Annotated in this window: 18 protein-coding genes; 8 read left to right on the forward strand and 10 right to left on the reverse strand. The window is 72.0% G+C overall.

The window, feature by feature from the left end; all coding sequences use genetic code 11:
- Positions 1 to 8: 8 nt before the first annotated feature.
- Entirely contained in the window at positions 9 to 1,787 is a 1,779-nt protein-coding gene (locus tag V6U88_RS00350; protein ID WP_334448876.1) for a glycoside hydrolase family 6 protein, read from the reverse strand.
- 535 nt (positions 1,788 to 2,322) lie between these two features.
- Here V6U88_RS00350 and V6U88_RS00355 point away from each other — a divergent pair.
- Positions 2,323 to 3,825 (forward strand): hypothetical protein, encoded by a 1,503-nt coding sequence (locus V6U88_RS00355; RefSeq protein WP_334448877.1) that lies wholly within the window; start codon positions 2,323 to 2,325, stop codon positions 3,823 to 3,825.
- On the forward strand, positions 3,812 to 4,516 hold the full coding sequence (locus V6U88_RS00360) for a class F sortase (protein WP_334448878.1): 705 nt from the start codon (positions 3,812 to 3,814) through the stop codon (positions 4,514 to 4,516). The genes V6U88_RS00355 and V6U88_RS00360 overlap by 14 nt, the downstream gene beginning before the upstream one ends.
- A 57-nt stretch (positions 4,517 to 4,573) precedes the next feature.
- On the opposite strand, the gene V6U88_RS00365 is transcribed toward V6U88_RS00360, so the two are convergent.
- Positions 4,574 to 9,619 (reverse strand): NAD-glutamate dehydrogenase, encoded by a 5,046-nt coding sequence (locus V6U88_RS00365; RefSeq protein ID WP_334448879.1) that lies wholly within the window; start codon positions 9,617 to 9,619, stop codon positions 4,574 to 4,576.
- Positions 9,620 to 9,906: 287 nt separating this feature from the next.
- Between V6U88_RS00365 and V6U88_RS00370 the strand changes: the two genes are divergently transcribed.
- Positions 9,907 to 11,865 (forward strand): penicillin-binding transpeptidase domain-containing protein, encoded by a 1,959-nt coding sequence (locus tag V6U88_RS00370; protein ID WP_334448881.1) that lies wholly within the window; start codon positions 9,907 to 9,909, stop codon positions 11,863 to 11,865.
- Positions 11,866 to 11,995: 130 nt separating this feature from the next.
- On the opposite strand, the gene V6U88_RS00375 is transcribed toward V6U88_RS00370, so the two are convergent.
- From V6U88_RS00375 to V6U88_RS00395, 5 genes are all read right to left on the reverse strand, one after another.
- Complete coding sequence (locus V6U88_RS00375; protein ID WP_334448883.1) at positions 11,996 to 13,312, reverse strand: arginase family protein; 1,317 nt, start codon at positions 13,310 to 13,312, stop codon at positions 11,996 to 11,998.
- Between the two features lie 66 nt (positions 13,313 to 13,378).
- Positions 13,379 to 14,305, reverse strand: a complete 927-nt coding sequence (locus V6U88_RS00380; RefSeq protein ID WP_334448885.1) for a tetratricopeptide repeat protein — start codon at positions 14,303 to 14,305, stop codon at positions 13,379 to 13,381.
- 203 nt (positions 14,306 to 14,508) lie between these two features.
- A complete protein-coding gene (locus V6U88_RS00385; protein ID WP_334448887.1) occupies positions 14,509 to 16,197 on the reverse strand; it encodes an acyl-CoA mutase large subunit family protein in 1,689 nt (562 codons plus the stop codon).
- 119 nt (positions 16,198 to 16,316) lie between these two features.
- The gene (locus tag V6U88_RS00390) at positions 16,317 to 16,556 is read right to left on the reverse strand and encodes a tautomerase family protein (RefSeq protein ID WP_334448889.1); all 240 of its coding nucleotides are present in this window, start codon (positions 16,554 to 16,556) and stop codon (positions 16,317 to 16,319) included.
- 28 nt (positions 16,557 to 16,584) lie between these two features.
- On the reverse strand, positions 16,585 to 17,301 hold the full coding sequence (locus tag V6U88_RS00395; RefSeq protein ID WP_334448892.1) for an SDR family NAD(P)-dependent oxidoreductase: 717 nt from the start codon (positions 17,299 to 17,301) through the stop codon (positions 16,585 to 16,587).
- A 106-nt stretch (positions 17,302 to 17,407) separates the two neighbouring features.
- On the opposite strand from V6U88_RS00395, the gene V6U88_RS00400 reads away from it, so the two are divergent.
- Entirely contained in the window at positions 17,408 to 18,028 is a 621-nt protein-coding gene (locus V6U88_RS00400; RefSeq protein ID WP_334448893.1) for a TetR family transcriptional regulator C-terminal domain-containing protein, read from the forward strand.
- 47 nt (positions 18,029 to 18,075) lie between these two features.
- On the opposite strand, the gene V6U88_RS00405 is transcribed toward V6U88_RS00400, so the two are convergent.
- The 3 genes from V6U88_RS00405 to V6U88_RS00415 form a co-directional block, all read right to left on the reverse strand.
- Positions 18,076 to 18,486, reverse strand: coding sequence for an Asp23/Gls24 family envelope stress response protein (locus tag V6U88_RS00405; RefSeq protein ID WP_334448894.1), 411 nt, complete (start codon positions 18,484 to 18,486; stop codon positions 18,076 to 18,078).
- A gap of 85 nt (positions 18,487 to 18,571) precedes the next feature.
- Positions 18,572 to 19,576 (reverse strand): methylmalonyl Co-A mutase-associated GTPase MeaB, encoded by a 1,005-nt coding sequence (gene meaB, locus V6U88_RS00410; protein WP_334448896.1) that lies wholly within the window; start codon positions 19,574 to 19,576, stop codon positions 18,572 to 18,574.
- Positions 19,573 to 20,772, reverse strand: coding sequence for an acetyl-CoA C-acetyltransferase (locus tag V6U88_RS00415; RefSeq protein WP_334448898.1), 1,200 nt, complete (start codon positions 20,770 to 20,772; stop codon positions 19,573 to 19,575). The genes meaB and V6U88_RS00415 overlap by 4 nt, the downstream gene beginning before the upstream one ends.
- A 63-nt stretch (positions 20,773 to 20,835) precedes the next feature.
- On the opposite strand from V6U88_RS00415, the gene mce reads away from it, so the two are divergent.
- The 4 genes from mce to V6U88_RS00435 all read left to right on the forward strand — a co-directional run bounded on the left by mce (position 20,836) and on the right by V6U88_RS00435 (position 26,903).
- Positions 20,836 to 21,312 (forward strand): methylmalonyl-CoA epimerase, encoded by a 477-nt coding sequence (gene mce / locus V6U88_RS00420; RefSeq protein WP_334448899.1) that lies wholly within the window; start codon positions 20,836 to 20,838, stop codon positions 21,310 to 21,312.
- Positions 21,313 to 21,661: 349 nt separating this feature from the next.
- Complete coding sequence (ccrA, locus tag V6U88_RS00425; protein ID WP_334448900.1) at positions 21,662 to 23,017, forward strand: crotonyl-CoA carboxylase/reductase; 1,356 nt, start codon at positions 21,662 to 21,664, stop codon at positions 23,015 to 23,017.
- A 278-nt stretch (positions 23,018 to 23,295) separates the two neighbouring features.
- Complete coding sequence (locus V6U88_RS00430; RefSeq protein WP_334448901.1) at positions 23,296 to 24,564, forward strand: cell division protein DivIVA; 1,269 nt, start codon at positions 23,296 to 23,298, stop codon at positions 24,562 to 24,564.
- A gap of 179 nt (positions 24,565 to 24,743) precedes the next feature.
- Complete coding sequence (locus V6U88_RS00435) at positions 24,744 to 26,903, forward strand: hypothetical protein (protein WP_334448903.1); 2,160 nt, start codon at positions 24,744 to 24,746, stop codon at positions 26,901 to 26,903.
- Positions 26,904 to 26,918 lie beyond the last annotated feature (15 nt).

Consider the following 26,918-nt stretch of genomic DNA (forward strand, 5'->3'; position numbering starts at 1 on the left):
CCCGGTGCTCAGAGCGCCGGGTAGGCGTTCCTCATCAGCTCCTGGAACTGTGCGGAGAACCAGGCGCCGGAGATCGGCGCGTTCGGCAGGGCGCCGCTGAGGCTGTTGCCGTTGCGGGCGTTGCCGGTGTAGGTCGGGTCGCACATCCGGTCGAAGCCCTTGCCCTCGTTGTTCGGGATCAGGCTGCTGGAGCCGTCCGACTCGCCCGGGGGCTTGACCCAGACGTAGGCGTCGATGCCCGGCTCAGGCGCGGCCTTCGGCCGCTCGCCGAGGCCGGCCCCCGCCTGGTTGCACCAGTTGCCGGCGTGGATGCGGCGGTCGATGCGGCCACCGTTGACGTAGGTGTCCACGCTGGTCGTCGCGCCCGGGCCGGTGGGCCGGGCGGTGCCGCCCCAGCCGTTGCGGGAGGTGTCGATCAGCATGCCGATGTTGGCCTCGAAGCCGGTGGAAACCAGCTTGTTGCGGAAGCCCTGGGCGAACGAGAGCTCGTCGACGTACTGGTTCCAGTCGATCCACTTGGACTGGCGGACGGTCTGCCCGTTCACCGTGTCGGTGATCTTGATGTACGGCTCCCGCAGCGCCGAGTAGTTCGCGGTGTTGACGATGAAGCCGTGCACGTTCTTCACCGTGCTGCCCGAGGCGTTGGCGGCCTGGTAGAGCTGGGTCGCGGTCGGGCCGAAGTTGCTGTCCCAGCCGATCCAGCCGTGGTGGGCGGCGTCGATGTAGTTGTAGACGTTGCCGAGGGCGCCCAGCTTGGCCAGCGCGTACCCGACACCGTTGACGTACGCGCCGTTGGCCTTGACCGTGTCGCACATCGCGGTGCCGCCCGGCTGGCCGGAGGTGTTGGTCACCAGGTTCGGCAGCGAGTCGATCTCGATGATGTTGATGATCCGCAGGCCGGCGTACTTCGGGTCGCCCTGGATCGCCGCGATCGGGTCGATGTACTGGGTCTTGTAGCGGGGCAGCTCGTCCGGGCCCAGCTCACCGTTGGAGGCGAGCGCCGCGCAGTCGCGGCCGGGCAGGTTGTAGATGACGAACTGGATGTAGCCCGCGCCCTGCCTCAGCGCCGCGTCCAGGTGGTCCCGAACCCCCATCGCGCCGTTGGAGCTGCTACCGGTGGTGCCGTTGATGGCGGCGATCCGGTCCAGCCAGACGGCGGTGGGGTTGTTCGACACCCGGCTGCCGCCGGGCTCGGCGTCCGCCTTCGCCTTCCACTCCGGGTTCACGTACCCCTTGGCCCCGGCGTACGGGTTGTCCACCTTCTGCCCCGGGTTGGTGGGCGTCGGGGTCGGGTCGGTGGGGGTCGGGGTGGGGTCGGTGGGCGTCGGGGTCGGGGTGGTGGGCGTGGGCGTCGGGTTACCGCCGGTGCAGGCCGTCCCGTTCAGGGTGAACGAGGTCGGCTTCGGGTTGCTGCCGCTCCAGGCGCCGTTGAACCCGATGCTGGTGCTGGCGCCGGTGCCGAGCGACCCGTTCCAGGACTCGCTGGCGGCGGTGACGTTCTGGCCCGTCTGCGACCACTTCGCCGACCAGCCCTGCTGCACCTTCTGGCTGCTGTTCGGGAAGGTGAAGCCGAGGTTCCAGGAGCTGACCGGGTCACCGAGGTTCTTGATGGTGACGGTGGCGGTGAACCCGCCCGGCCAGTCGCTGGTGGTGTAGTCGACGCTGCACTGGGTCGCGGCCTGCGCCGCGGTGACCGGGATGGCCACCATCCCGCCCGCCACCAGGACGCTCGCACCGGCTAGCGCGACCGTCCGGCGTGGGCCGGACAGGTTTCTCCACAGATTCATGCCACTGAACTCCTTGGGCGAGACCGGATCCGCGTACGGCCCGGCGGAATGGCCCGGTTGGACGTCCCGGCGGGACGGTCCTCGGCGCCAACGGGATATCTCGGGGGTGCCCGACCCGGACGGGCGGTGGTGGTGGTGACGTGACCGGCCCGTGGACCGATCGGCGGCGACGCCGTCCGGTCGGACCGGTTGCCCTCGACGTCTGCCGTGCGCGGTGTGGCTCCCCGAACCGCGTGCAGCGATTCTTGCATGGGAGCGCTTCCATGGCAATGCCTCGATACCGGTGTCACCCGTCCGGGCGCAGCAGGCCACAGACCGGACGTACACCGCTCCCCCCGCGCCGACACCCAGAGGGCGCGGTGGGTCGACAGCGGGCCGACAGGCGGACGGAAGCCGTCTAACACCCGTATCGCCCCTCTGATCTGCAAACTCTAAAACACGAATCTTTCCCCGGATAAGTCGCGAAACCGTCTAACGTCGGCCATAGCTCGACTGTCGTCGGGCTCAGGACAACAGGGATGGAGTGACGCAGGTCATGGCTAAGAAGATGCTCGGGAAGGTCGTAGCGGGTGCCGCCCTCGGCGGCGCGTCCCTCCTGGTTTTCACGCCGGGGATCGCGTTCGCGGACGGCCACCACGACGGCAGGGACCGGGACGGCAAGGTCTACGCCAAGCCGAAGATCGTCAAGCCCGGCGAGAAGGTCAAGTTCCTCGAGGTCTGCGAGGACCGGCAGGAGCACGCCTACGTCTGGTCGAAGGTCACCGGCAAGGTCGACCTGAAGCGGGTCGACGACGACCGGCGCGGGGACCGCGGTGACCACGGCAAGGACTGGAACGGCAAGGACGACAAGGACAAGGACGACAAGGGCAAGGACCACAACGGCAAGGACGACAAGAACAAGGACGACAAGGGCAAGGACCACAACGGCAAGGACGACAAGGGCAAGGACCACAACGGCAAGGACGACAAGGGCAAGGACGACAAGAACAAGGACGACAAGGACAAGAACGGCAAGGACGACAACGGCAACGGCTGGAACGGCAACGGCGGCGGACAGCCGGCGGCCGCTGGCGTGGGCGGCGGCCTCGCCGCCGACGGCGGTCACGACCGCGACGAGCACGACAAGAAGGACGACTGGAAGAAGGACCACAACGGGTACGGCCGCGACGACCGCGACCGCGACCGCGACCACAAGGACCACAACGGCTACGGCCGCGACGACCGCGACCGCGACCGCGACCACAAGGACCACAACGGCTACGGCCGCGACGACCGCGACCGCGACCGCGACCACAAGGACCACAACGGCTACGGCCGCGACGACCGCGACCGCGACCGCGACCACAAGGACCACAACGGCTACGGCCGCGACGACCGCGACCGCGACCACAAGGACCACAACGGCTACGGCCGCGACGACAACGGCTACGGCCACAACGACAAGGACGACAACGGCTACGGCTACGGCCGCGACGACAACGGCTACGGCTACGGCCACAACGACAAGGACGACAACGGCTACGGCTACGGCCGCGACGACAACGGCTACGGCCACAACGACAAGGACGACAACGGCTACGGCTACGGCCGCGACGACCGCGACCGTGACGACAAGGACCACAACGGCTACGGCCGCGACGACCGCGACCGCGACCGGGACCACGACCGGGACCGTGACCGGGACCGCGACCGGGACCGTGACCGGGACCGCGACCACCGCGACCGGGACCGGGACCGTGACCGGGACCACGACCGGGACCGCGACCGCGACCGCTGGGAGCACAAGCGGGACTTCGTCTACTACGGCGAAGCCAAGGTCGACGAGGACGCCCGTCCGGGCCGGTACAAGCTCAAGGGCTCCTGCGGCGAGGGCGAGCTGGTGGTGCTCCCCCGCGGTGGGGTCGACGGTGGTGACGGTGGCATGACCACCACCAGCACCGACCGTGGCATGGCCATGGGCGGGGCGGGCATGATCGGCGCGGCTGCCCTGGGCGGCATCGTGCTGATGCGTCGGCGTCGGGCCGATGGCCTCGTCTGACACGACGGCGACACGGGCCGGCGGCCGTCACGGGAGACCGTGGCGCGCCGCCGGCGCGGCCGTCGTCGTCCTGCTGGCCATGGTGGGCGCCGCAATGATCGGCGTGTCGATGCGAACCGAACCCGCACCCCGCCCGCCGCAGCCGCGGGCCCAGTCCGCCCCGCAGACCCCCGCCCATTCCGACGTGCCTCGCCAGGGCCGCGACGGCGCGGCGCAGGCGGCCCCCGCCGCACTGTCCCGGTCCGCCCCCAGCACCATCTCGATCCCGCGCATCGGGGTCGACGCCGAGATCATGTCGTTGGGCACCAACCCGGACGGCACCGTCCAGGTCCCCCCGCTGGACCAGGCGCAGCGGGCCGGCTGGTACTCCCCGGGGGTCAGCCCCGGCGAGGCCGGCAACGCGGTCATCGTCGGGCACGTCGACTCGGCGAAGCTCGGCCCCGCCGTCTTCTTCAAGCTCGGCGCCCTCCAGCCGGGTGACACCATCACGGTGACCCGGGCCGACGGGGTCAAGGCCACCTTCGCCGTCGACGAGGTCCGGTCGTACCCGAAGGCCTCGTTCCCGGCCGAGCTGGTGTACGGCCCGAACGACAAGCCCGCCCTGCGGGTGGTGACCTGCGGCGGCCAGTTCGACCAGGCCGCCGGCAGCTACCCCGACAACGTCGTCGTCTCCGCCACGATGACCGCGTGAACGCGACGCGCCTCCGGTGGGACCGAGGTCCCGCCGGAGGCGCGTTCCGCGTACTCGTCAGGCGGCGGCGGAGGTCCGCACCAGGGTGCGGATCTGGCGCAGCAGCACCGACAGGGCGGCCAGGTCGGCCCGCGACTCGTCGAACTCCCCCATCGCCCGCCGTGCGCGGTGGATCGAGGTGGCGTTCGACTGCTCCCACTGGAGCACCCGCTCGTTCGAGGGCAGGCTGTCCGGGGTGGAGTCCAGGACCTCCGCGGTGAGCGCGGCCAGCGCGGCGTACAGGTCGTAGCGCAGCGCCATCCGGGCCAGCGTCTGCCAGCGGTCCTCCCGCGGCAGCAGGGAGATCTTCGACAGCAGGGAGTCCACCCGGAACAGGTCCGACAGGACGAAGTACACCGAGGCCACCTCGCCCACGTCCCGCCCGGTGCCGGTCGCGGTCTCGACCACGTCCAGCAGGCCGAAGCTGTACATCAGCCGGGTCGCCTGCTCGGCCAGGTCGCGCGGCAGACCCCGCTCGGCCATCGAGTCGATGTGCGCCGCCAGCGACTCCCGCTCGCTGCCGTAGAAGCGCTCCTCCAGGTCGGGCAGGAGCCGGGCCACGCCGTCCCGCAGCCGGGCGATCTCGGCCGGCACGTCGATCGGCGACCGCCGGTTGGTGACCAGCCAGCGCACCGCCCGGTCGAGCAGCCGCCGGGTGTCCAGGTAGACGCTGGTCTGCAGCTCCGGGGAGACCTTGTTGTCCAGCGCCTCGACGGCGTCCCAGAGCTCGCGCAGCCCGAAGACCTCGCGGACCACCACGTACGCCCGGATCACGTCCGCCGGCGAGGCGGCCGTCTCCTCGACCACCCGGAAGACGAACGAGATGCCGCCCCGGTTGATCGCCTCGTTGACCAGCACCGTGGTCACGATGTCGCGGCGCAGCCGGTGCTGGGCCATCCGGTCGGCGAAGCGCTCGCGCATCGGCGTCGGGAAGTAGTTGACCAGGACCTCGGTCGTCCACTCCTCGTCGGCCAGCCCCTCGGCCAGGATCTCCCGCTCGAGCACGATCTTGACGTACGCGAGCAGCACCGCGAACTCCGGCGCGGTCAGCCCGCTCTCGGTGCGGACCGCCAGCTCCTCGTCCGGCGGCAGCGCCTCCAGGGCCCGGTCGAGCTGCCCGGCCCGCTCCAGCTCGTTGATCATCCGCCGGTGCACCGGGAGCAGCGACGCGGCCTGCGCCTGGGCGTTGTTGATCGCCCGCGCCTGGTCGTAGTTGTCCCGCAGCACCAGCTCGGCGACCTCGTCGGTCATCTGGGCGAGCAGTTCGTCCCGCTCCGGGACGTCCAGCGCGCCGTCGGCGACCGCCGTGTTGAGCAGGATCTTGATGTTCACCTCGTGGTCGGAGCAGTCCACCCCGGCCGCGTTGTCGATGAAGTCGGTGTAGATCCGTCCGCCCGCCAGGGCGTACTCGATCCGGCCGAGCTGCGTGCAGCCCAGGTTGCCGCCCTCGCCGACCACCCGGCAGCGCAGGCTCTTGCCGTCCACCCGGATCGCGTCGTTGGACTTGTCGCCCACCTCGGCGTTGGTCTGCGTCGACGCCTTCACGTAGGTGCCGATGCCGCCGTTCCAGAACAGGTCGACCGGCGCGGTGAGGATCGCCTTCATCAGCTCCTGCGGGCTCAGCTGCGTCACGCCCTCGTCGAGGTCGAGCACCGCCCGGACCTGCGGCGAGATCGGCACCGACTTGGCGGTACGCGGGTAGATCCCGCCCCCCTCGGAGATCAGCTTCCGGTCGTAGTCCTCCCAGGACGACCGGGGCAGGTCGAACAGCCGCCTGCGCTCGGCGTACGAGGTGGCCGCGTCCGGGTCCGGGTCGAGGAAGATGTGCCGGTGGTCGAAGGCGGCCACCAGCCGGATGTGCTCCGAGAGCAGCATGCCGTTGCCGAACACGTCACCGGACATGTCGCCGACGCCGACCACGGTGAAGTCCTGGGTCTGGGTGTCGTGGCCCAGCTCGCGGAAGTGCCGCTTGACCGACTCCCAGGCGCCCCGCGCGGTGATGCCCATCTTCTTGTGGTCGTACCCGGCGGAGCCACCGGAGGCGAACGCGTCGCCGAGCCAGAAGTTGTGGGCCTTGGAGATCTCGTTGGCGATGTCGGAGAAGGTCGCGGTGCCCTTGTCCGCCGCCACCACCAGGTACGGGTCGTCAGCGTCGTGCCGGACCACGTCGTTCGGCGGCACGATCTCGCCGCCGACGATGTTGTCGGTGACGTCGAGCATCGCGCCGACGAACTCCTTGTAGCAGGCGACCGCCTCGTCCCGGTCCCCCGGCTTCTGCTTGAGCACGAAGCCGCCCTTGGCGCCCACCGGCACGATCACGGCGTTCTTCACCATCTGCGCCTTGACCAGGCCGAGCACCTCGGTACGGAAGTCCTCCCGCCGGTCGGACCAGCGCAACCCGCCCCGGGCCACCGGCCCGAACCGCAGGTGCACGCCCTCGAACCGGGGCGAGTACACGAAGATCTCGAACTTGGGCCGCGGGGCCGGCAGGTCGGGGATGGCCTGCGGGTCCAGCTTGAAGGCGACGTACGACTTGGGCCGACCGCCGGCGGGCCGCTGGTAGAAGCTGGTCCGCAGGGTGGCCTGGATCAGCGTCAGATACGACCGCAGGATGCGGTCCTGGTCCAGGCTGGCCACGTCGTCCAGGGCCGCGCCGATCGCGGTGACCAGCTCGCCGCTGCGCTGCTGGCGTTGCTCCATGCTCGCCGCCACGGTGGGGGCGAACCGGGTCTCGAAGAGCTCCACCAGCAGCGAGGCGATCTTCGGGTACGCGATGAAGGTCTGCTCCATGTAGTCCTGGGAGAAGACCGTGCCGGCCTGGCGCAGGTACTTCGCGTACGCGCGCAGCACCACCACCTGCCGCCAGGTGAGACCGCCGCGCAGGACCAGCTCGTTGAAGCCGTCCACCTCGGCCTCGCCCCGCCAGGCGGCGGCGAAGGCGTTCTCCACGTGCGGGCGGACCTCGGCCAGCTCCTGGTGCCCCTCGGGCAGGCGCAGGCCGAAGTCGTACAGGAAGACCCGCCCGTCGACCCGGTCCACCTCGTACGGGTGCTCGTCGACCACGCCGACGCCCAGCGAGTGCAGCACCGGCAGCACGGCGGAGAGCATCATCGGCTCGCCGTACCGGTAGACCTTGAACCGGACGTCCATGACGTCGTCGGCGTCCGGGTCGCGCGGGGCGAGCTGCTTGCGGAACAGGTGCATCTCCAGCTGGCCGGGCTCCTCCAGCAGCTCCAGCTTGGCCAGGTCCTTCATCGCCTCGTACGGCGTGTGCCCGTCCTTGTAGCCCTCAGGGAAGGCGTCGGCGTACCGGCTGAACAGGTGCTTGGCCTGCTCGTCGCCGAGCTTGCGCTCCAGCACCAGCCGGTAGTCGTCGTCCCAGAGCCGGGTGGCGTCGGCCAGCTCCTCGGCGAGCAGGTCGGCGTCGACGTCGCCGGGCGGCTGGGTCGGGTCGGTCCGGACGATGAAGTGCACCCGGGCCAGCATCGACTCGGTCACCCGGGTGGTGTAGTCCACCCCGACACCGTTCAGCTCGCGCAGCAGGATGTCCTGCATCCGCAGCCGGTTCTGGGTGGTGAACCGGTCCCGGGGCAGGTAGATCAGGCAGGAGATGAACCGCCCGTACGCGTCCCGCCGCAGGAAGACCCGCAGCTGCCGGCGGCCGGCCATCCGCAGCACGCCGATCACCGCGTGGTACAGGTCGTCGGTCTTGATCTGGAACAGCTCGTCGCGCGGGTAGGTCTCCAGGATCTGCAGCAGATCCTTGCCGGAGTGGCTGCGCTGGCTCAGGCCGGAGCGGTCCAGCACCTCGGCGACCTTGCGCCGGACCACCGGCAGCTCCCGGACACTGGTCCGGTACGCGGCGGTGGAGAACAGGCCGAGGAAGCGCCGCTCACCGACCACCTCGCCGGCCTCGTTGAAGATCTTGAACCCGATGTAGTCCAGGTACGCCGAGCGGTGCACGGTGGCTCGGGAGTTCGCCTTGGTGATGATCAGCAGGCGCTTCTCCATCACCTTCTCGTGCGCCTCGGGCGTCATCGACGACAGCGCCCGCGCCTCCGGCGAGTCCGAGCGCAGGATGCCCAGTCCGGTGCCGAGCACCGCCTCCAGCGCGGGGCCGTCGCCGCCGTCGCTGTCGACCAGCCGGTACTCCCGGTAGCCGAGGAAGGTGAAGTGGTCGTGGGCCAGCCAGCGCAGCAGCTCCACCGAGTCGGTGATGTCCTTCTCCGGCACCGGCGGGCGGTTGTCGGAGGTCCGCGCGGAGGCCAGCTCGTCGGCGAGCGCCAGGGCGCGCTGGCGCATCTTCGGCCAGTCCTCCACGGCCTCGCGCACGTCGGTGAGCACCCGCTGCAGCTCGCGGCGCAGCTTCTCGCGCTCGGCGGCGTCGCGGACCGGGTCGATCTCGATCCGCATCCAGCTCTCGACCAGGTCGCCGGCGATCGCGTCGTCCGGCTCCACGTCGGCGGAGACCTCGGTCAGCCGGCCGAGCGGCTCCCGCCGCACCACCACCAGCGGGTGCACCAGCAGGTGCACGTCCAGGTGGTAGGAGTTGAGCAGCGCGGTCACCGAGTCGACCAGGAACGGCATGTCGTCCGTGACGATCTCGATGACCGTGTGGTGCTGCTCGGCGTGCGGCTCGTGGATGCGGAGCTTCAGCTCGCCCGGCACCCGCTGCTGGGCCAGGTCCCGGTGCGCCCGGGCCGCGTCGAGCATCTCCTCGGCGGTGAACCCGATCAGTTCCTCGTCCGGCGCGAACCGCCAGAAACGGCTCACCAGAGTCGCTGCGTCGTGGTCCTCGCCGGCCAACGCCACCGCCTGGGCCACCAGGCGCTCCGCGTTGGGTACCGGCTCGTCGAGTTCCGCGTCCTCCACGTCGTCGCCGAGCGCTTCCGAAGGAAGCCCCAGGTCGTAGAGGGTGTCGATACTCGAACCGGTCATCCCGGTCACTCCTGTGTCGAGTCGGCCGAAGCCGTCTCCGTCGGTCGCCGAATCGAAGCTGTCGTCCCGGCCGTTGTCAGCCTGCCGGAGGTCGGGTCCCGGTTTGAACGCCGGACGCCGGTCCATCGGTGCCACTCCCCTCGACCCACCGCGTTGTGGGTCACTCTGCCGCCCAGCCTAGGCCTGCCGCTCGGTGCGATCGTCGGCGGACCACCGGCCGGACGTCCGGTTCGGGACTCTGTCCTTTCACCCGTTGCAGATGCGCGGTCGGCCGGCTGCGGAGTACCCCGACTCGCGATGTTCATCACACCGCTGCCGCGGGTCTTCCCGCAGCGTGCGACCGCACAGGGGCGGTACGGGGAGCACGGCCGTACTAGCGTGCATGGCAGTCCGAGATCCGGAGGTACCGCTCCATGCCCGTGTCGTACCCACCCCGTCGCCCCCGTACGCACATTCGGCCGGCCCTCGCGGCGCTGACCGCCACCGTGCTGGCGGCCGGCGCGCTCACCGGGTGCTCCGACGGTGACGGGCCGGAGCGGACCGTGGACGCCTTCCTGAAGGGTTGGCGCTCCGGCGACCTCGCCGCGGTCGGGTTCATCGACCCGACCGGCGCCCGGCTGCCCGCCACCGACGTCGCCAAGGAGATCAAGGATCTCTCCGGCGAGCTGGCCGCCACCCCGCCCACCCTGCGCCGCTCCGGCGACGCCAAGGTCACCAAGGACATCGCCACCGCCACGATCCGGGTGGAGTGGGCCCTGCCGGGCCCGACCACCTGGGCGTACGACCGCCCGGTACGGCTGCGCCAGGGCCGGGACGACCAGTGGCAGGTGATCTGGGAGCCGCAGCTGCTGCAGGAGCAGCTCGGCGAGGGCGACCGGTTGACGCTGCGCCGCGACCGCAGCCCCCGGGCCGGGGTGCTGGACGCCGCCGGGCAGCCGATCGTGGCGCCCCGGAAGGTGGTCCGGGTCGGCGTGCAACCCAGCGAGGTGACCGACGTCAAGGCGCTGGTACGGCAGCTCGACGCCGCGTTCCGGGCGATCCGGCCGGCGCTGAATCCCCCGGTCGACCTCTCCGACCTGCCGAAACGGCTCAGCGAGGCCGATCCGGGCGCTTTCGTCGAGGTGGTGACGCTGCGCGACGAGGCGTACCGGCAGATCCGGCCGCGCATCTACGACCTGCCCGGCACCCGGTTCCCCAGCGAGCAGCGGGACCTGGCGCCCACCCGGGAGTTCGCCCGGGCGCTGCTCGGCTCGGTCGACGAGGCGCAGGCCGACGACCTGGCCGCCCACCCGGACAAGTACGCCAAGGGCGACCTGGTCGGCCACGGCGGCCTCCAGGGCCGCTACGACGACCGCCTGCGCGGCACCCCCGGGCTCACCGTGCTCGTCCAGCAGCCCGCCGGTCCCGACGGCACCCCGGAGCCGACCGCGGTCTTCCGGCACGAGCCGCAGTCCGGTCAGCCGCTGAAGACCACCCTCGACGTGGCCACCCAGAACGCGGCCGACGCGGCGCTGCGCGGTGAGAAGCGCCGCTCGGCCCTGGTGGCGGTACGGATCAGCGACGGCGCGGTGCTCGCCGCGGCCAACGGGCCGGGCGCGGCCGGGGAGAACCTGGCCTTCACCGCCCAGGTGCCGCCGGGCTCCACCTTCAAGATGGTCAGCGCCCTCGGCCTGCTGGACCGGGGCGCGGTGAACGCCGACGCCACCGTGGACTGCCCGAAGACGTTCACCGTGGACGGGCGGCCCTTCAAGAACTCCGACGACTTCGTCCTCGGCAAGGTGCCGTTCCGCACCGACTTCGCCAAGTCCTGCAACACCGCCTTCGCCGCCCTGGCGCCGAAGCTGGGCCCCGACGGGCTCGCCGCCACCGGCCGTACCCTCGGCCTGGAGGGCAGCTGGGACCTCGGCACGGACGCCTTCACCGGCAAGGTCTCCGCCAACGGCTCCCCGGTCGAGCAGGCCGCCGCGGCGATCGGCCAGGGCACCACGGTGGTCAGTCCGCTGGCCATGGCGGGGGCGACCGCCGCCGTGGCCCGCGGTCGCTGGGAGCAGCCGAAGCTGGTGCTCGACCCGGCCCCGGCCAAGCCGGCGGAGCCCGGTCCGCAGCTGAAGGCCGAGTCGGTGGAGCCGCTGAAGGCGATGATGCGCGAGGTGGTCACCGCCGGCACGGCCAAGGCGCTCTCCGACGTGCCCGGCGGCCCGGTGTACGGCAAGACCGGCACCGCCGAGTACGACAACAACCCGGCGCACACCCACGCCTGGTTCGTCGGCTGGCAGGGCGACGTCGCGTTCGCGGTCTTCGTCGAGCAGGGCGGGTCCAGTACGTCCAGCGCGGTCCCGATCACCGAGCGCTTCCTCCGCGCCCTCCGCTGACCCGCCCGGCCCCGGTGCCGCGCCTCCCGCGCCCCGGGCCGTCCGAGCGTTGGTCGACTCCGTTCGCGGCGTGTCGGGGTATCGACGGATACCCGACACGCCGCAAACCGCACGGCCGGCCGCGGGTCCGTCAGGCGATGCCGGCGGACGACGGCGACGTACCGTCCTCCGACGCCCCGTCCTCCTCGGCGCGGGGCACCCGGCGGAGCAGACCGGGCCCGACGGCGGCGGGCGGGCCGACCGGCTCGACGGCCACCGGCGTCTCGACCGGCGCCGGCACGAGCAGCCCGGTCACCGGGCCCGGTGCGGCCCCCGGCCCGATCTCGCCCTCGATGGCCCGGCCGGCGTCGACCCCGTCCACCGTCGGCTCGCCGGACCCGAGCGGCGTGATGCCGACCGGCGAGCCCGGCCCCAGGACCGGCCCGGCACCGCCGTTGGGCGGGGTGGCGACACGGGCGAGCGCCCCGGGCCCGGTGGAGCGGACGCGCTGCGGCGGCGGGGCCGCGGGCAGCAGCCGGGGCGGCACCGCCTCCGGCGCCGACACCGGGGCCAGCCCGGCCACCACGGTGTTGACGATCTCGGCGGCGTACGAGCCGTCCGGGTCGTAGTCGGGGTCGAAGACGGTCAGCTCGACGCCGAGGCAGTGCGGGGTGTCCACCAGGCCGGCGAGGAGGATCTCCAGTTCGGCGAAGGCGATCCCGCCCGGGTCGGGCGCATCCACCGCCGGCATCACCGCCGGGTCGAGCACGTCCACGTCGATGTGCACCCAGTAGCCGGCGCAGTCGGCGAGCTGCTCGTGCGCCCACTGAGCGGTGCGGGCCGCGCCCTCGGCGCGCAGCGCCGGCACCGGCCGGGTGGTGATGCCGGCGGCCTGCAGGTCGAGGCGGTACTCGTCCTGTGCGCGGATGCCGAGCACCACCACGTCGATGTCGCGGAAGTAGGGGCGCCGCCCCTCGATGGCGGCCAGGTCGGCCTGCCCGCGCCCGGTGACCAGGGCCAGGTCCTCCCCCGCCGCCGCGCCGACGTACGAGGCGTTGCCGGGGTGCCGGAAGTCGGAGTGTCCGTCGACGAAGACCAGGCCGATCCGGCCGCCGACCGCCTCGCCGAGCCGGTGCATGGCCAGCGCCGAGCCCAGCAGCACCGAGCAGTCCCCGCCGAGCACCAGCGGGAACTCCCCCCGGTCGATGATCTCGCCGATCCGGTCGGCCAGCGCCACCGAGTAGCCGGAGATCTCCCGGGCGTGGCAGACCCCGTCGCCGGGCCGCCAGTCACCCGGGTCGTACCGGGGTGGGGTGAGGCAGCCGGCGTCGCGGGCCCGCAGCCGGGCGAGCAGGTCGTGGTCGCGCAGCGCGCCGGGGGCCTTGCCGCAGCCGGGGACGGAGGTGGACGTGGGTGGGCGCAGTCCCAGGTTTGTCGGCGCGTCGAGGACGGCGATCCGGCGCATCATGGGCTCCCGTCCTCGGTGGTCGGGCGGGCCGGCCGGAACGCCGGCCCGCGCTGGCGTGCTACGAACTCAGAACAGTGCGCTGGCCAGGGCCCGCCGGGCCGAGGCGACCGCGGGGTCCTCCGGGCCGGCGATGGTGAACAGCGACACCAGGTGCTGGCGTACCTTCTCCCGGTCGTCGCCGGCGGTCCGCCGGACCAGGCTGACCAGCCGGGCGTACGCCTGCTCGGCCAGGCCGCTGAGCACCTCGATGTCGGCGGCGAGCAGCTGGGCCTCGACGTCGTCGGGGGCGGCCTGCGCGGCGGCGACCGCCGCCTGGGGGTCGACGCCGGCGACCCGCCGGGCCACCCCGACCTGGGCCAGGCCGGCCTCCGCCGCGGCGTCCGCCGGTGATTCGGCGAGGATCTTCTTGTACGCCCGCTCCGCGGCGTCCAGGTCGCCGCTCATCAGGGCGTCGTCGGCCTCGTCGAGGCGCGGGTCCTCCGGCTCGGCCACGGCCACGCCGCCGGCCTTGAGCACCGCCGCGATCCACTGGCGCAGCTGCGGCTCGGGGACGACGCCGGGGAACGCGTCGATCGGCCGGCCGCCGACGACCGCGTAGACGGTCGGTAGGGCCTGGATCTGGAACATCTGAGCGATCCGGGGGTTCTCCTGGACGTCTATGCGGGCCAGCACCCACGTCCCGCCACCCTCGGCCGCCAACTGCTCCAGCACCGGCGCGAACTGGTCGCTCTCCGGGTAGCCGGCCGCGCCGAAGAAGACCACGACGGGCACGGTCATCGACCGTTCGAGCACCTCGGACTGGAGGGTCGCCTCGGTCACGTCGACCACGGCGAGGCCGCCGCCACCGGCGGCGGGGGTGCCCGGGAGACCGGCGGGCGGGCCGGCCTGGGTCGGTGTGCTGGGGCGGGTGTTGGCCGGTGCGGTGCTGCGCAGCGCACTGAGGTCGACCGCGCCGCGGGTGAAGATCGACGAGGTGATCCGTGGGTCGCTCATGGTTACCTAGTCTCGCACGTGTCCCGCTGAACTCAGATCAACCGCGACGGCGACAGTTGCAACTCTCACCCCTGCTCACCGCCCACCCGGCCACTGCCGCGAGCCCCCTGCGCGACGGCGCCCTCGCCGGTGGCCGTTCGCACCTTTCGCGGTGCTTCGCGGCCACCGGCGAGGGCACCGGTCCGTGCTGGGGTGGGGCAGGGTCAGAAGCGGGCCGGTTCGCGGTAGACGCCCCACTCGGCGCGCAGGGCGTCGCAGATCTCGCCGAGGGTGGCCTCGGCGCGGACGGCGTCGAGCATGGCCGGGATCATGTTCTCGCCGGTGCGGCCGACCTCGACCATCCGGGCGACGGCGGCGGTGACGGCGGCGTCGTCGCGGGCGGCCTTGCGCTCGGCCAGCAGTCGGCGCTGCTCCAGCTCCACCTCGTGCGAGATGCGCAGGATCTCCAGCTCCTTGGCGACCGTGCCGGTGTGGCAGTTGACGCCGACGATCCGCTTGTCGCCCTTCTCCAGCGCCTGCTGGTAGACGAAGGCCGACTCGGCGATGTGGCCGGTGAACCAGCCGTCCTCGATGCCGCGCAGGATGCCGGAGGTCATCGGGCCGATCTGGTGCGGGCCCTCGCCGCCGAGCTGCCGGATCCGGGCGAAGATCTCCTCCGCCTCGGCCTCGATCTTGTCGGTGAGCGCCTCGACGTACCAGGAGCCGCCGAGCGGGTCGGCGACGTTGACCACGCCGGTCTCCTCCATCAGCACCTGCTGGGTACGCAGGGCGATCTCGGCGGACTCGTCGGTGGGCAGGGCGAGGGTCTCGTCGAGGGCGTTGGTGTGCAGCGAGTTGGTCCCGCCGAGCACCGCGGCGAGCGCCTCCACGGCGGTCCGCACCACGTTGTTGACCGGCTGCTGCGCGGTCAGCGACACCCCGGCGGTCTGGGTGTGGAACCGCAGCCAGAGCGCCTTCTCGCTGGTGGCGCCGTAGACGTCGCGCAGCCAGCGGGCCCAGATCCGGCGGGCGGCGCGGAACTTGGCGATCTCCTCGAAGAAGTCGACGTGCGAGTCGAAGAAGAAGCTCAGGCCCGGGGCGAAGACGTTGACGTCCAGCCCGCGGCTCAGCCCCAGCTCGACGTAGCCGAACCCGTCCGCCAGCGTGTACGCCAGCTCCTGCGCGGCGGTCGCCCCGGCCTCGCGGATGTGGTAGCCGGAGACCGACAGCGGCTTGTACCGGGGGATCTCCCGGGCGCAGTACTCCATCAGGTCGCCGATCAGGCGCAGGTGCGGCTCGGGGTCGAAGAGCCACTCCTTCTGCGCGATGTACTCCTTGAAGATGTCGGTCTGCAGCGTCCCGTCCAGGGTGGACAGGTCGACGCCCTGCCGCTCGGCGGCGACCAGGTACATGCAGAAGACCGGCACGGCGGGGCCGGAGATGGTCATCGACGTGGTGACGCCGCCCAGGTCGATGCCGTCGAAGAGCGTCTCCATGTCGGCGGCGCTGTCCACCGCGACGCCGCAGTGGCCGACCTCGCCGAGCGACTGCGGGTCGTCGGAGTCGCGCCCCATCAGGGTGGGCATGTCGAAGGCGACGGAGAGCCCGCCGCCGCCGGCGCCCAGGATCATCTTGTACCGCTCGTTGGTCTGCTGGGCGTTGCCGAACCCGGCGAACTGCCGGATGGTCCAGGTCCGCCCCCGGTAGCCGGTCGGGTAGAGCCCCCGGGTGTACGGGAACTCGCCCGGCCAGCCGATCCGGTCGAAGCCCGGGTAGGCGGTGCCCTCCGGCGGCCCGTAGACCGGGTCGACGGTCATCCCGGACAGCGTGGTGAAGTCGGCGTCCCGCTTTCGCGCGGCGTCGTAGCGGGCCTGCCAGCGTGCCCGTCCGGCTGCGATCTCGTCGGCGTTCATCCGCGGGGCTCCTCCTCGAGTCCTCGACTGAAGACCGAGTGTAGAACGGACGCCTGAACGATCGCTAAGGAAGTTCGTACCGGCCGGTAACCCGACCGGCCGGTACGCACCTCCCGCGCTCACTCGGACGGACGCTCGCTCTGCTGCCGCCGGAACTCCTCGACCGGCAGGCCGCCCCGTCCCCAGTTCTCGGTGTCGACCTCGTCGATCACCACGAAGGTCGAGGTCAACGGCTTGTTCAGGACGTCGAGCAGCAGCTGGCTGACCCCCTTGATGAGGGCCGCCTTCTCCTCGGCGGTGGCCGCGGAGGCACCGGGCGTGCTGCCCTCCCGGGTGATCTGGATGGTGACGATCGGCATCGCACTGGTCCTTTCTGCGGGTTGCGGGTCAGTGACCGGCGATCTGGCCGCCGTCGACGTGCAGGATCTCGCCGGTGACGAAGGACGCGGACTCGAGGTAGAGCACAGCGTCGACGACGTCGCTGGTCTCACCCATCCGGCCGACCGGGCTCAGGCCGGCGAGCACCTCGTGGGTCTCCACCGGGTGCATCGGGGTCTTGATGACACCGAGCGCGACGGCGTTGGCCCGTACACCCCGGCTCGCGTACTCGACGGCCAGGGACTTGGTCGCGGAGTTGAGACCACCCTTGGTCAACGACGCGAGCACCGAGGGGACGTTGGAGTTGGCCTGGTCCGCCAGGGTGCTCGTGATCGTGACGATGTGCCCAGCGCCGGTGGCCAGCAGGTGCGGCAGGGCGCGCCGGGTGAGGTGGAAGAAGCCGGTGACGTTGATCCCGGTGACCCGCGCGAAGTCCTCGTCGGTGTAGTCGGTGAACGGCTTGGCGATGAAGATGCCCGCGTTGTTGACCACGGTGTCGATACGGCCGAAGCGCTCGATGGCCGCGTCGACCACCCGCTGGGCGGTGTCGGCCTCGGCGATGTCGCCCCGGACGGTGACGATCTCCGGGTCCTGGGCGGCGCCGATCGTGCGCGAGGTCGCCACGACGCCGTACCCGAGTTTGCGGTACGCCGCCACGAGGCCGGCGCCGATGCCCTGGGAGGCGCCGGTGATCACGGCGACCTTCTGACCCTGACTGGTGCTCATGCGGTTCCCTTCCTGACGGGCGAAGACCCCGTTGGCCCGGCCCTGGACGACCACTAGACGACTGGTCGACTAAAAGCTAGCCGACCGGTCGGGTATCGTCTACGTCATGGGACGGACGAGTGACGCGCGGAACAAGATCCTCGAAGCCGCCGCGACGCTGCTCGAGCAGCGGGGCTACTCCGCCCTGGGCGTGGCGGAGATCTGCGCCACGGCGGGCGTGCCGAAGGGCAGCTTCTACTACTTCTTCGAGTCGAAGCAGGCCCTCGCGCTCACCGTGATCGACGAGCACTGGGCGAGGCAGCGGCGGCAGTGGGTCGAGCTGCTCAGCAGCGACCGCGACCCGCTACGACGCCTGCGGGACCTGTTCGAGGCGACCGAGCAGGTGCAGCGTGCGGGGCAGCAAAAGGCCGGGCTGGTCGCCGGATGCCTCTTCGGCAACCTCGCGCTGGAACTGAGCAACCAGGCCGAGGAGATCCGCAGCCGGCTCCAGGAGATCTTCGAGGCCCAGATCGACCTCATCGAGCAGCTGGTCGTCGAGGCGAAGGAGCGCGGCCAGGCCGGAGCCTCGGTCGACACCCGCGAGGCCGCGCGGTCCATGGTCGCGCAGATCGAGGGACGCGCGCTGCTCGCGAAGCTGCTCAACGACCCGGCCCAGCTGGAGACCCTGTGGCGCAACAGCCTGGACCTGCTGCAGGTGCCCCCGCAGGTGCGGGCCGCGCTGGACTGAGCCGACCCGGCGCAGGTCGGCCAGGAAGGACCACGCCGCGAACGGCCTCAGGCCGACGGGACCTCCGGACCGCCCAGGGCCACGTCGTCCACCCGGATGTTGATCTCGTCGACCCGCAGCCCGTACCCCTCGACCGCCGCCGTCACCGCCGCCCGGACCCCGTCGGTCACCTGCGGCACCGGGTGGCCGGCGGTGATCACCAGCACCAGGTTGACCACGGCCGCGCCGTCGGTCACGTGCGCCGAGCAGCCCCGCCGCGCGTCGCCGACCTGGTCCAGGCCGACCTTGTCGAGCACCGCGTTGAAGAACCGGGCCACGTCGCCGCCCAGCTCGGCCACCCCGGGCACGGACTTCGCGGCGGCCACCGCGATCTTCTCCACCACCTCGTTGGAGACGTGCGTCGTCCCGCCCGCCACCGCCTCCGGCGTCACCGACAGCTCCTGGGTCGCCTCGTCCATGCTCTCCCCACAACGGCTCGCACCGCCCCACGGGTCGTGAGGCGGTGCGAGCGTACTAGTCGGGTGCCGGTCCGCAGTGGACCGGTCAGGAGCCGAGCTGGGCCAGCAGCTCGTCCGCGGCGGCGTACGGGTCGAGCGCGCCCTTCGCCACCTTGGCGGCGAGCGTGGTCAGCTCCGTACCGTCGCGCAGTGAGCCGATCCGGTTGCGGAGCGCGCCGAGCGCGATCGCCTCGATCTCGGCGGCGGCCCGCGCCTCCCGGCGGCGGCGCAGCTCGTCGTGCTGCTCCAGCCAGCCGCGGTGCTTGTCGATGGCGGCGGCGATGTCGTCGATCCCCTCGCCGCGCGCGGCGATCGAGCGGACCACCTGCGGGCGCCACTCGCCAGGTCCGCGCTCACCGAGGGCGATCATGCCCTGGATGTCGCGCACGGTGGCGTCGGCGCCGTCCCGGTCGGCCTTGTTGACGACGAAGACGTCGGCGATCTCCAGGATGCCGGCCTTGACCGCCTGGATCGCGTCGCCCATGCCGGGGGCGAGCAGGACCAGCGTGGTGTCGGCGAGCGAGGCCACCTCGACCTCGGCCTGGCCGACGCCCACGGTCTCCACCAGCACCACGTCGCAGCCGGCGCCCTCCAGCACCCGCACCGCCTGCGGGGTGGCCGCGGAGAGGCCGCCGAGGTGGCCCCGGCTGGACATCGAGCGGATGTAGACGCCCGGGTCGGTGGCGTGGTCCTGCATCCGGACCCGGTCGCCGAGGATCGCGCCGCCGGTGAACGGGCTGGACGGGTCGATCGCCAGCACGCCGACCCGGTGCCCGCGCGCCCGCAGCGCCCGGACCAGCTCGTTGGTGGTGGTCGACTTGCCCACCCCGGGCGAGCCGGTCAGCCCCACCACCTGGGCCTGACCGGCGTACGGCGCGAGGGTCGCCGCCACCTGCGGCAGCACCTCGTCACCGGACTCGACCAGGGTGATCAGCCGGGCCACCGCGCGGGGGTCACCCGCGCGGGCCCGTTCCACCAGCATCGGTACGTCCCGGCTGCGGCGCACCGGCCCGGTGGCCGCCGCCGGGGCGTGGTCGACGGCATCGCTCACTGCTGGGTCTCGCCACCGTTCGGAACGTGGATGATCAGCGCGTCGCCCTGACCGCCGCCGCCGCAGAGCGCGGCCGCGCCGGTGCCGCCGCCCCGGCGCTTCAGCTCCAGGGCGAGGGTGAGCACCAGCCGGGCGCCGGACATGCCGATCGGGTGTCCCAGCGCGATCGCGCCGCCGTTGACGTTGACCTTGTCCGGGCTGATCCCGAGGTCACGGGTCGACTGGATGCCGACCTGGGCGAACGCCTCGTTGATCTCGATCAGGTCCAGGTCCTCGACGCTCAGCCCGCCCTTCTTGAGCGCGTGCTGGATGGCGTTGGACGGCTGCGAGTGCAGGGAGTTGTCCGGCCCCGCGACGTTTCCGTGCGCGCCGATCTCGGCCAGCCAGGTCAGCCCCAGCTCCTTGGCCTTGGCCTTGCTCATCACGACCACGGCGGCGGCGCCGTCGGAGATCGGCGAGGAGCTGCCGGCGGTGATGGTGCCGTCCTTGGCGAAAGCCGGGCGCAGCTTCGCCAGCGACTCCACCGTGGTGTCCGGCCGGATGCCCTCGTCCTCGCTGATCACCAGCGGGTCGCCCTTGCGCTGCGGGATGACCACCGGGGTGATCTCGTCGGCGAAGTGGCCGTTCTTCTGCGCGGCGGCGGCCCGCTGGTGGCTGGTCGCGGCGAACGCGTCCTGCTCCTCGCGGGTGATGCCGTGCCGCACGCCGTGCTTCTCGGTGGACTCGCCCATCGCGCAGCAGTCCCAGGCGTCGGTGAGCCCGTCCAGCGCCATGTGGTCCTTGATCGTGACGTCGCCGTACTTGTAGCCGGAGCGCTGGCCGAGCAGCAGGTGCGGGGCGTTGGTCATCGACTCCATGCCGCCGGCCACCACGATGTCGAACTCGCCAGCCCGGATGAGCTGGTCGGCCAGGGCGATCGCGTCCAGGCCGGAGAGGCAGACCTTGTTGATGGTCAGCGCCGGCACGGACATCGGGATGCCGGCCTCGACCGCCGCCTGCCGGGCCGGGATCTGCCCGGCGCCGGCCTGGAGCACCTGCCCCATGATCACGTACTGCACCTGGTCCGGGGCGACGCCGGCGCGCTCCAGCGCCGCCTTGATCGCGACGCCGCCGAGCTTCGTCGCCGGGAGGTCCTTGAGGTTGCCCAGCAGGCGCCCCATCGGGGTCCGCGCGCCGCTGATGATCACCGAAGCCATTGCCTGCCTCCGAGGGGGGTGCCGACCTGTACGCCTTAACGATTGTTCGGTCAGACTAGCGCCATGGCTGAGAACTCCTACGTCGAGCCCGCTGCCGACTATGTCACAGACATCGGCCTGCGCCGTATCGACCACGTCGGGGTCGCGGTCGCCGACCTCGACGCCGCGATCGACTTCTACCAGCGCACCTTCGGCATGCGCTGCGTGCACACCGAGACCAACACCGAGCAGGGCGTCCGGGAGGCGATGCTGGCGGTCGGCCCGACCACCGAGGGCGGCTGCGTGCAGCTGCTCGCCCCGCTGACCCCCGAGTCGACCATCGCGAAGTTCCTCGACCGCAACGGGCCGGGCGTGCAGCAGGTGGCGTACACGGTCGCCGACATCGACGCCGCCTGCGCCGCGCTGCGCGAGCGGGGCGTCCGGCTGCTCTACGAGAAGCCCAAGCGCGGCACCGCCGACTCCCGGATCAACTTCGTGCACCCGAAGGACGCCGGCGGCGTGCTGGTCGAGCTGGTCGAGCCGGCCGCCGACGCCCACTGACCCCGCCTCGCCCGCCCTCCTCCGCGCCGCCGTTCTGCGGCGGGTCGGGGTGTCCCCGTCGCCGGACACCCCGACCCGCCGCAAACGGGCCGAGCGGCCCGCCCGGAAAGGGAACGGAGCGCGGGGGTGCGCGGTAGGGGTGCCGCACGGACACCTCCACGCATCGGCCAATGCAGTTTTTCACAGAGGACTTCCGGCCCTAGCTACCGTTCAGTAACGTCCCGGCCCAACAAGGAGCGCGACCGGTGCCGGATGTGTCGATTGCCGACATGGCGGTCGGTCGCACCGGCGCCGACGATGGCAGCACCCCCTGCCCCCCGGCGTGGGTGCGGACGAACGGGAGGTCACCGTGCAGGACATCCTCGAAGCGATCATGGCGGCGGAAGGCTCGGACCAGCCGGAGCGGGAACTCGCCGGTCTCGCCGGGTTGCCGGTACCGGAGACCTACCGGGGCGTGGTCGTCCGCGCCGAGGACACCCGGATGTTCGACGGGATGGCCACCCGCGACAAGGACCCGCGCAAGGCCCTGCACCTGCAGGAGGTCCCCACCCCGGAGCTCGGCCCGGGCGAGGCCCTGGTCGCGGTGATGGCCAGCGCCATCAACTACAACACGGTCTGGACCAGCATCTTCGAGCCGCTGCCGACCTTCAAGTTCCTGCAGCGCTACGGCCGGCTCTCCGAGCTGACCCGCCGGCACGACCTGCCGTACCACGTGGTGGGTTCGGACGCGGCGGGCGTGGTGCTGCGCACCGGACCCGGCGTGACCAAGTGGAAGGCCGGCGACGAGGTCGTCGCGCACTGCCTCTCGGTGGAGTTGGAGGACGCGGCCGGCCACGACGACACCATGCTCGACCCGCAGCAGCGGATCTGGGGCTTCGAGACCAACTTCGGCGGCCTCGCCGAGCTGTGCGTGGTCAAGGCCAACCAGCTGATGCCCAAGCCGCGCCACCTCAGCTGGGAGGAGGCGGCCAGCCCCGGGCTGGTCAACTCCACCGCGTACCGGCAGCTGGTCTCGCACCACGGGGCCAACATGAAGCAGGGCGACGTGGTGCTGATCTGGGGCGCCTCCGGCGGCCTGGGCGGCTACGCCACCCAGATGGCCCTCAACGGCGGCGCGATCCCGGTCTGCGTGGTCTCCTCGCCGGAGAAGGCGGAGCTGTGCCGGTCGATGGGCGCCGAGCTGGTGATCGACCGCACCGCCGAGGGCTTCCGCTTCTGGAAGGACGAGCAGACCCAGGACCAGGACGAGTGGCGCCGCTTCGGCGAGCGCATCCGCGAACTGACCGGCGGCGAGGACCCGGACATCGTCTTCGAGCACCCCGGCCGGGAGACCTTCGGCGCCAGCGTCTACGTGGCCAAGAAGGGCGGCACCATCGTCACCTGCGCCTCCACCAGCGGCTACCTGCACCAGTACGACAACCGTTACCTGTGGATGCACCTCAAGCGGATCGTCGGCAGTCACTTCGCCAACTACCGCGAGGCGTGGGAGGCCAACCGGTTGGTGTCGCTGGGCCTGATCCACCCGACCGTGTCGCGGACCTACCCGCTGGAGCAGACCGGCCAGGCCGCGTACGAGGTGCACCGCAACGCCCACCAGGGCAAGGTCGGCGTGCGCTGCCTCGCCCCCGCCGACGGGCTGGGTGTCCGGGACGCCGAGCTGCGGGCCCGCCACGAGGGTGCGATCAACCGGTTCCGCGGCCACTGAGCCGTCCGGGTGATGCAGGCATGCCCATTGCGGTGAGGAGGCCATTGCCTTTCCACATGGGCGGCGTACCCCCATTCGAGTGACGACGGACAAAGGGCCGCGGGCATCCCCCGCGGCCCTTTTCCCGCTCACTCGGCGTGACCTCGGCCTGCCCGGGACCTGCCAAGATCGCCGATTGGTCCGGTGTCGACGGGCGCAGAAGTTGACCATGTAATGAGGACACGAAAGCTCGGGACCGCTCTTGCGAACGACCCCGGGGAGTCTGCAAGTATGTCCCAATGCCCCAGCAGCAGTCCTCCCCTCTCGCGTTCTTCGATAACGCGAACTCGCAGCCAGATTTCACCGTCGGCCTGCGCGGATACAACACCCACCAGGTCGATGACTTCATCGGCCGGATGACCGCCGCGCTGACCCAGTCCGAGCAGGCCCGGGCCGAGGCCGAGCAGCGGATGAACGACGCCCAGCGTCGGCTCCGCCAGGCCGAGCAGCGCCAGGGCGCGCTCGAGCAGAAGCTCGCCGACACCAACAAGCAGCTCGAGGAGAACAGCCGGCCGACCCTCTCCGGCCTGGGCACCCGCGTCGAGCAGATCCTGCGGTTGGCCGAGGAGCAGGCCAACGACCACCGCAACGAGGCCAAGCGCGAGTCGGAGGGCATCCTCTCCGCGGCCCGCCTGGAGGCCCGGGAGATCACCGACAAGGCGCGCGCCGAGGCGGCGGCGATGAAGGCCACCGCGGAGCGGGAGGCCGGCAACGTCCGCACCACCGCCGAGCGCGAGGCCGCCGAGGTCCGGGTGCAGGCCCGCCGCGAGGCCGACACCCTGCGTGCCGACGCCGACCGGGAGACCAAGCAGCTGCGTACGGTCACCGCGCACGAGGTGGCCGAGCTCAAGTCCACCGTCGAGCGGGAGGTCGCCACGCTGCGCGCCACCGCCGAGCGGGAGATCACCCAGCAGCGGGCCAAGGCCGCGCGCGAGGCCGAGGAGAAGCGGGCCGAGGCGACGAAGCTGCTCACCGACGCCCGGGACAAGCGGGACAAGGACCTGCAGGCGCTGGAGCTCCAGCTCGCCGAGCGCCGCGAGAAGGCCGAGCGCGAGGAGTCGGAGCGGCACGCCGCCCAGGTCGCGCAGACCCAGAAGCTGGTCGGCGAGGCCGAGCAGCGGGCCCGCGCCGCCCAGGAGCGTGCCAAGGAGATCGAGCAGCGCGCCGAGGCGCGTCGGGTCGAGTCCGAGCGCACCGCCAACGAGACCGTCGACAAGGCCAAGGCGCTGGCCGAGAAGACCCTCAACGAGGCCAAGGCCGAGGCGAAGCGGCTGCTCACCGAGGCGCGCACCGAGGCGGAGCTGACCACCCAGGCGGCCCGCCGCGAGGTCGAGGACCTCACCCGCCAGAAGGACGCCGTCACCTCCCAGCTCGGCCAGATGCTCTCCGGTCTCGCCGGCATCGTGCCCGGCGTGCCGGCCCAGCAGCCGGCCGCCGCGCAGGCCAAGCCGGAGGCTGCCAAGGCGGCGGGCACCGAGCAGCGGGCGACCGCGGAGACGGCCAGCTGACCCAACGCACCGTGGGGGCATGAGTGCACGGCGCGGGGTGCCATCGGGTTGACCGGTGGCACCCCGCGCCGTATGCGTTTCCCAACTCCTGATACAGGCGGTACGGCCACAGTGAAGTAGGTCCCAACAGGGGCGTCCGTATCGCCCCAGCAGGGCCGGATGCGTGTGAGGATGGGGGCATGTCGCACGGCGAGGAACTGTTCGCTCTCGGCGGGGACGTGACCACGGAGCCCAGCTTCGAGTCCGCCCTGCGGGGGTACGAGAAACGACAGGTCGACCGGTACGTCGCTCGTGCGGAGCACGAGATCGCGACTCTGACGGCCGAACGGGAACAGGCGTACACCCAGATTCACAAGCTGGCCGGGCAGGTCGAGCACCTCCAACGGGACCTGTCCCAGGTGCGCAAGCAGGTGGGCGTGGTGGACCGGGCCTCGTTCAAGCACCTCGGGCCCCGGGTGGAACAGATCCTCGCCCTCGCCGAGGAGCAGGCGGACGCCATCCTGCGCGCCGCCAACGAGGAGATCGAGGCCCGCCGCGCCGCCGCCGAGCACATCATCGACGAGGCCCGCGAGCAGGCCGCCCAGGCGCTGAAGGACTTCGAGATCGCGCTGGCCGCGCGGCGCGCGGAGGAGGAGCGGCACACCGCCGCCCGCAAGGCCGAGGCGGACACCGCGGTCCGGACCGCCAAGGAAGACGCCGCCCGGATGCGGGCCACCGCCCAGGACGAGTCGACCCGGCTGCGCACCGCCGCCCAGGAGGCCCTGACCAAGGCGCAGCAAGAGGCCACCCAGCTGCGCGACACGGCCAAGGAGATCCACAGTCGGGCCCAGCAGGAGGCCACCAAGCTGCGCGAGACGGCCCGGGACGCGCTGGCGAAGGCCCAGCAGGAGGCGACCCAGCTGCGCGAGGCGGCCAAAGAGGTGCACGCCAAGGCCCAGCAGGAGGCCAAGCGGCTCACCGAGTCGGCGGCCGAGGCCGGGCGGGCCACCCACGCCAAGGCGCTGCAGGAGGCCAAGCGGATCACCGACGACGCCGAGGAGGCCGCGAAGGGCACTCGGGGTCGGGCCCGGCAGGAGGCGCACCGGCTGACCACGGAGGCAGCCGAGGCGGCCAAGCGCAACCGCGCCGAGACCGAGACGTACGTGCAGCGGATGCGCAGCGAGACCGAGGCGTACGTGCAGCACGCCCGCGCTCAGACGCAGCAGGAGCTGGGTGCCTGGCGGGCCGGCGTGGAGAAGGAGGTCAACACCCGGCGGGAGACCGCCGACCGGGAGCTGGCCCAGCGCCGCGCCGCCGTCGAGCAGGAGTACGCCAAGCGCCGCGACGAGCTGGAGAAGAAGTACACCAGCCGGCACCAGGAGCTGGAGAAGCAGCACAAGACCCGCCACGACCAGCTGGAACGGGAGTGGACGGCGCGCCGCGACGAGATCGAACAGGGTGCCGCCGAGATCCGCCAAGCCGCCGAGACCGACGCGCTCACCATGCGCCGCCGGGCCGAGGAGGAGGCCACCACGCTGCTCCAGCGGACCGAGACGGACGCGGCCGACAAGCGCCGCAAGGCCGACGAGCACGTCGCGGCGTCCCGCCGCCAGTTCGAGGAGTACGCCGCCACCACCCAGCAGCACCTGGCCACCACCCAGCAGCACCTGGCGGCCACGCAGCAGGAGGCGGCGGCGGGCCGTCAGCAGCTCGCCCAGGTGATGCTGGAGATCGCGCAGGCCCAGCAGCAGCTCGCCGACCTGCGGCAGGAGACCTGGCAGGCGCGGCAGGAGTTCGACGATCTCCAGCGCCAGATCACCGAGCTCCAGCTGCAGAAGGTCACCGGGACGGCGGCCGTACCGATGACCGACGGTGCCGCGCCGGCGCTCACCGGCGCCACCCCGGGCACCGACGGCGCGAAGCCGACGGCCGACGGCGCGAAGCCCACGACCGTCGGCGCGAAGGCCACGACCGTCGCCACGAAGACCACCGCCGACGGCGCGCGGGCCACGACCGATGGCGCCAAGCCGACGACCGAGGGCGCGACGGTCGGCACCGACGGCGCGCGGGCCGCCAAGGGCGCGCCGGCCGGGCCGGACGGGGCCGGGCCGGTCCCCGCCACGGACGGGGCGAAGCCCAGCTCCCGGCCGGTGGCCGAGCCGGTGACCACGGTGGACGGTGCCACGGCCAGCGCCGGGGTGGACGGCGAGCCGACCGTGGCCGCGGTGCCCGGGACGGGCGGCCGGGGGGCCACCCCGACCAAGATCACCAGCAGCGGTGAGAACGGCAAGCGGCCGACCAAGCCGACCACCGACGAGCGCAGCGCCAAGCCGAGCAAGGTCACCGCCGAGTCGGAGTGACCAGGGCGGTGTGCC

This window comes from Micromonospora sp. CPCC 205739 (genome assembly GCF_036906795.1).
Lineage (GTDB): Bacteria > Actinomycetota > Actinomycetes > Mycobacteriales > Micromonosporaceae > Micromonospora.

What these genes read in the sequence shown, in the direction of transcription:
- V6U88_RS00395 (WP_334448892.1), bottom strand. Translation starts at nt 17,301, where the DNA reads ATGAGCACCAGTCAGGGTCAGAAGGTCGCCGTGATCACCGGCGCCTCC.
- V6U88_RS00435 (WP_334448903.1), top strand. Translation starts at nt 24,744, where the DNA reads ATGTCGCACGGCGAGGAACTGTTCGCTCTCGGCGGGGACGTGACCACG.
- V6U88_RS00405 (WP_334448894.1), bottom strand. Translation starts at nt 18,486, where the DNA reads ATGGACGAGGCGACCCAGGAGCTGTCGGTGACGCCGGAGGCGGTGGCG.
- V6U88_RS00360 (WP_334448878.1), top strand. Translation starts at nt 3,812, where the DNA reads ATGGCCTCGTCTGACACGACGGCGACACGGGCCGGCGGCCGTCACGGG.
- V6U88_RS00370 (WP_334448881.1), top strand. Translation starts at nt 9,907, where the DNA reads ATGCCCGTGTCGTACCCACCCCGTCGCCCCCGTACGCACATTCGGCCG.
- V6U88_RS00375 (WP_334448883.1), bottom strand. Translation starts at nt 13,312, where the DNA reads ATGATGCGCCGGATCGCCGTCCTCGACGCGCCGACAAACCTGGGACTG.
- V6U88_RS00380 (WP_334448885.1), bottom strand. Translation starts at nt 14,305, where the DNA reads ATGAGCGACCCACGGATCACCTCGTCGATCTTCACCCGCGGCGCGGTC.
- V6U88_RS00415 (WP_334448898.1), bottom strand. Translation starts at nt 20,772, where the DNA reads ATGGCTTCGGTGATCATCAGCGGCGCGCGGACCCCGATGGGGCGCCTG.
- V6U88_RS00390 (WP_334448889.1), bottom strand. Translation starts at nt 16,556, where the DNA reads ATGCCGATCGTCACCATCCAGATCACCCGGGAGGGCAGCACGCCCGGT.
- V6U88_RS00350 (WP_334448876.1), bottom strand. Translation starts at nt 1,787, where the DNA reads ATGAATCTGTGGAGAAACCTGTCCGGCCCACGCCGGACGGTCGCGCTA.
- V6U88_RS00430 (WP_334448901.1), top strand. Translation starts at nt 23,296, where the DNA reads ATGCCCCAGCAGCAGTCCTCCCCTCTCGCGTTCTTCGATAACGCGAAC.
- V6U88_RS00400 (WP_334448893.1), top strand. Translation starts at nt 17,408, where the DNA reads ATGGGACGGACGAGTGACGCGCGGAACAAGATCCTCGAAGCCGCCGCG.
- V6U88_RS00365 (WP_334448879.1), bottom strand. Translation starts at nt 9,619, where the DNA reads ATGGACCGGCGTCCGGCGTTCAAACCGGGACCCGACCTCCGGCAGGCT.
- mce (WP_334448899.1), top strand. Translation starts at nt 20,836, where the DNA reads ATGGCTGAGAACTCCTACGTCGAGCCCGCTGCCGACTATGTCACAGAC.
- V6U88_RS00355 (WP_334448877.1), top strand. Translation starts at nt 2,323, where the DNA reads ATGGCTAAGAAGATGCTCGGGAAGGTCGTAGCGGGTGCCGCCCTCGGC.
- V6U88_RS00385 (WP_334448887.1), bottom strand. Translation starts at nt 16,197, where the DNA reads ATGAACGCCGACGAGATCGCAGCCGGACGGGCACGCTGGCAGGCCCGC.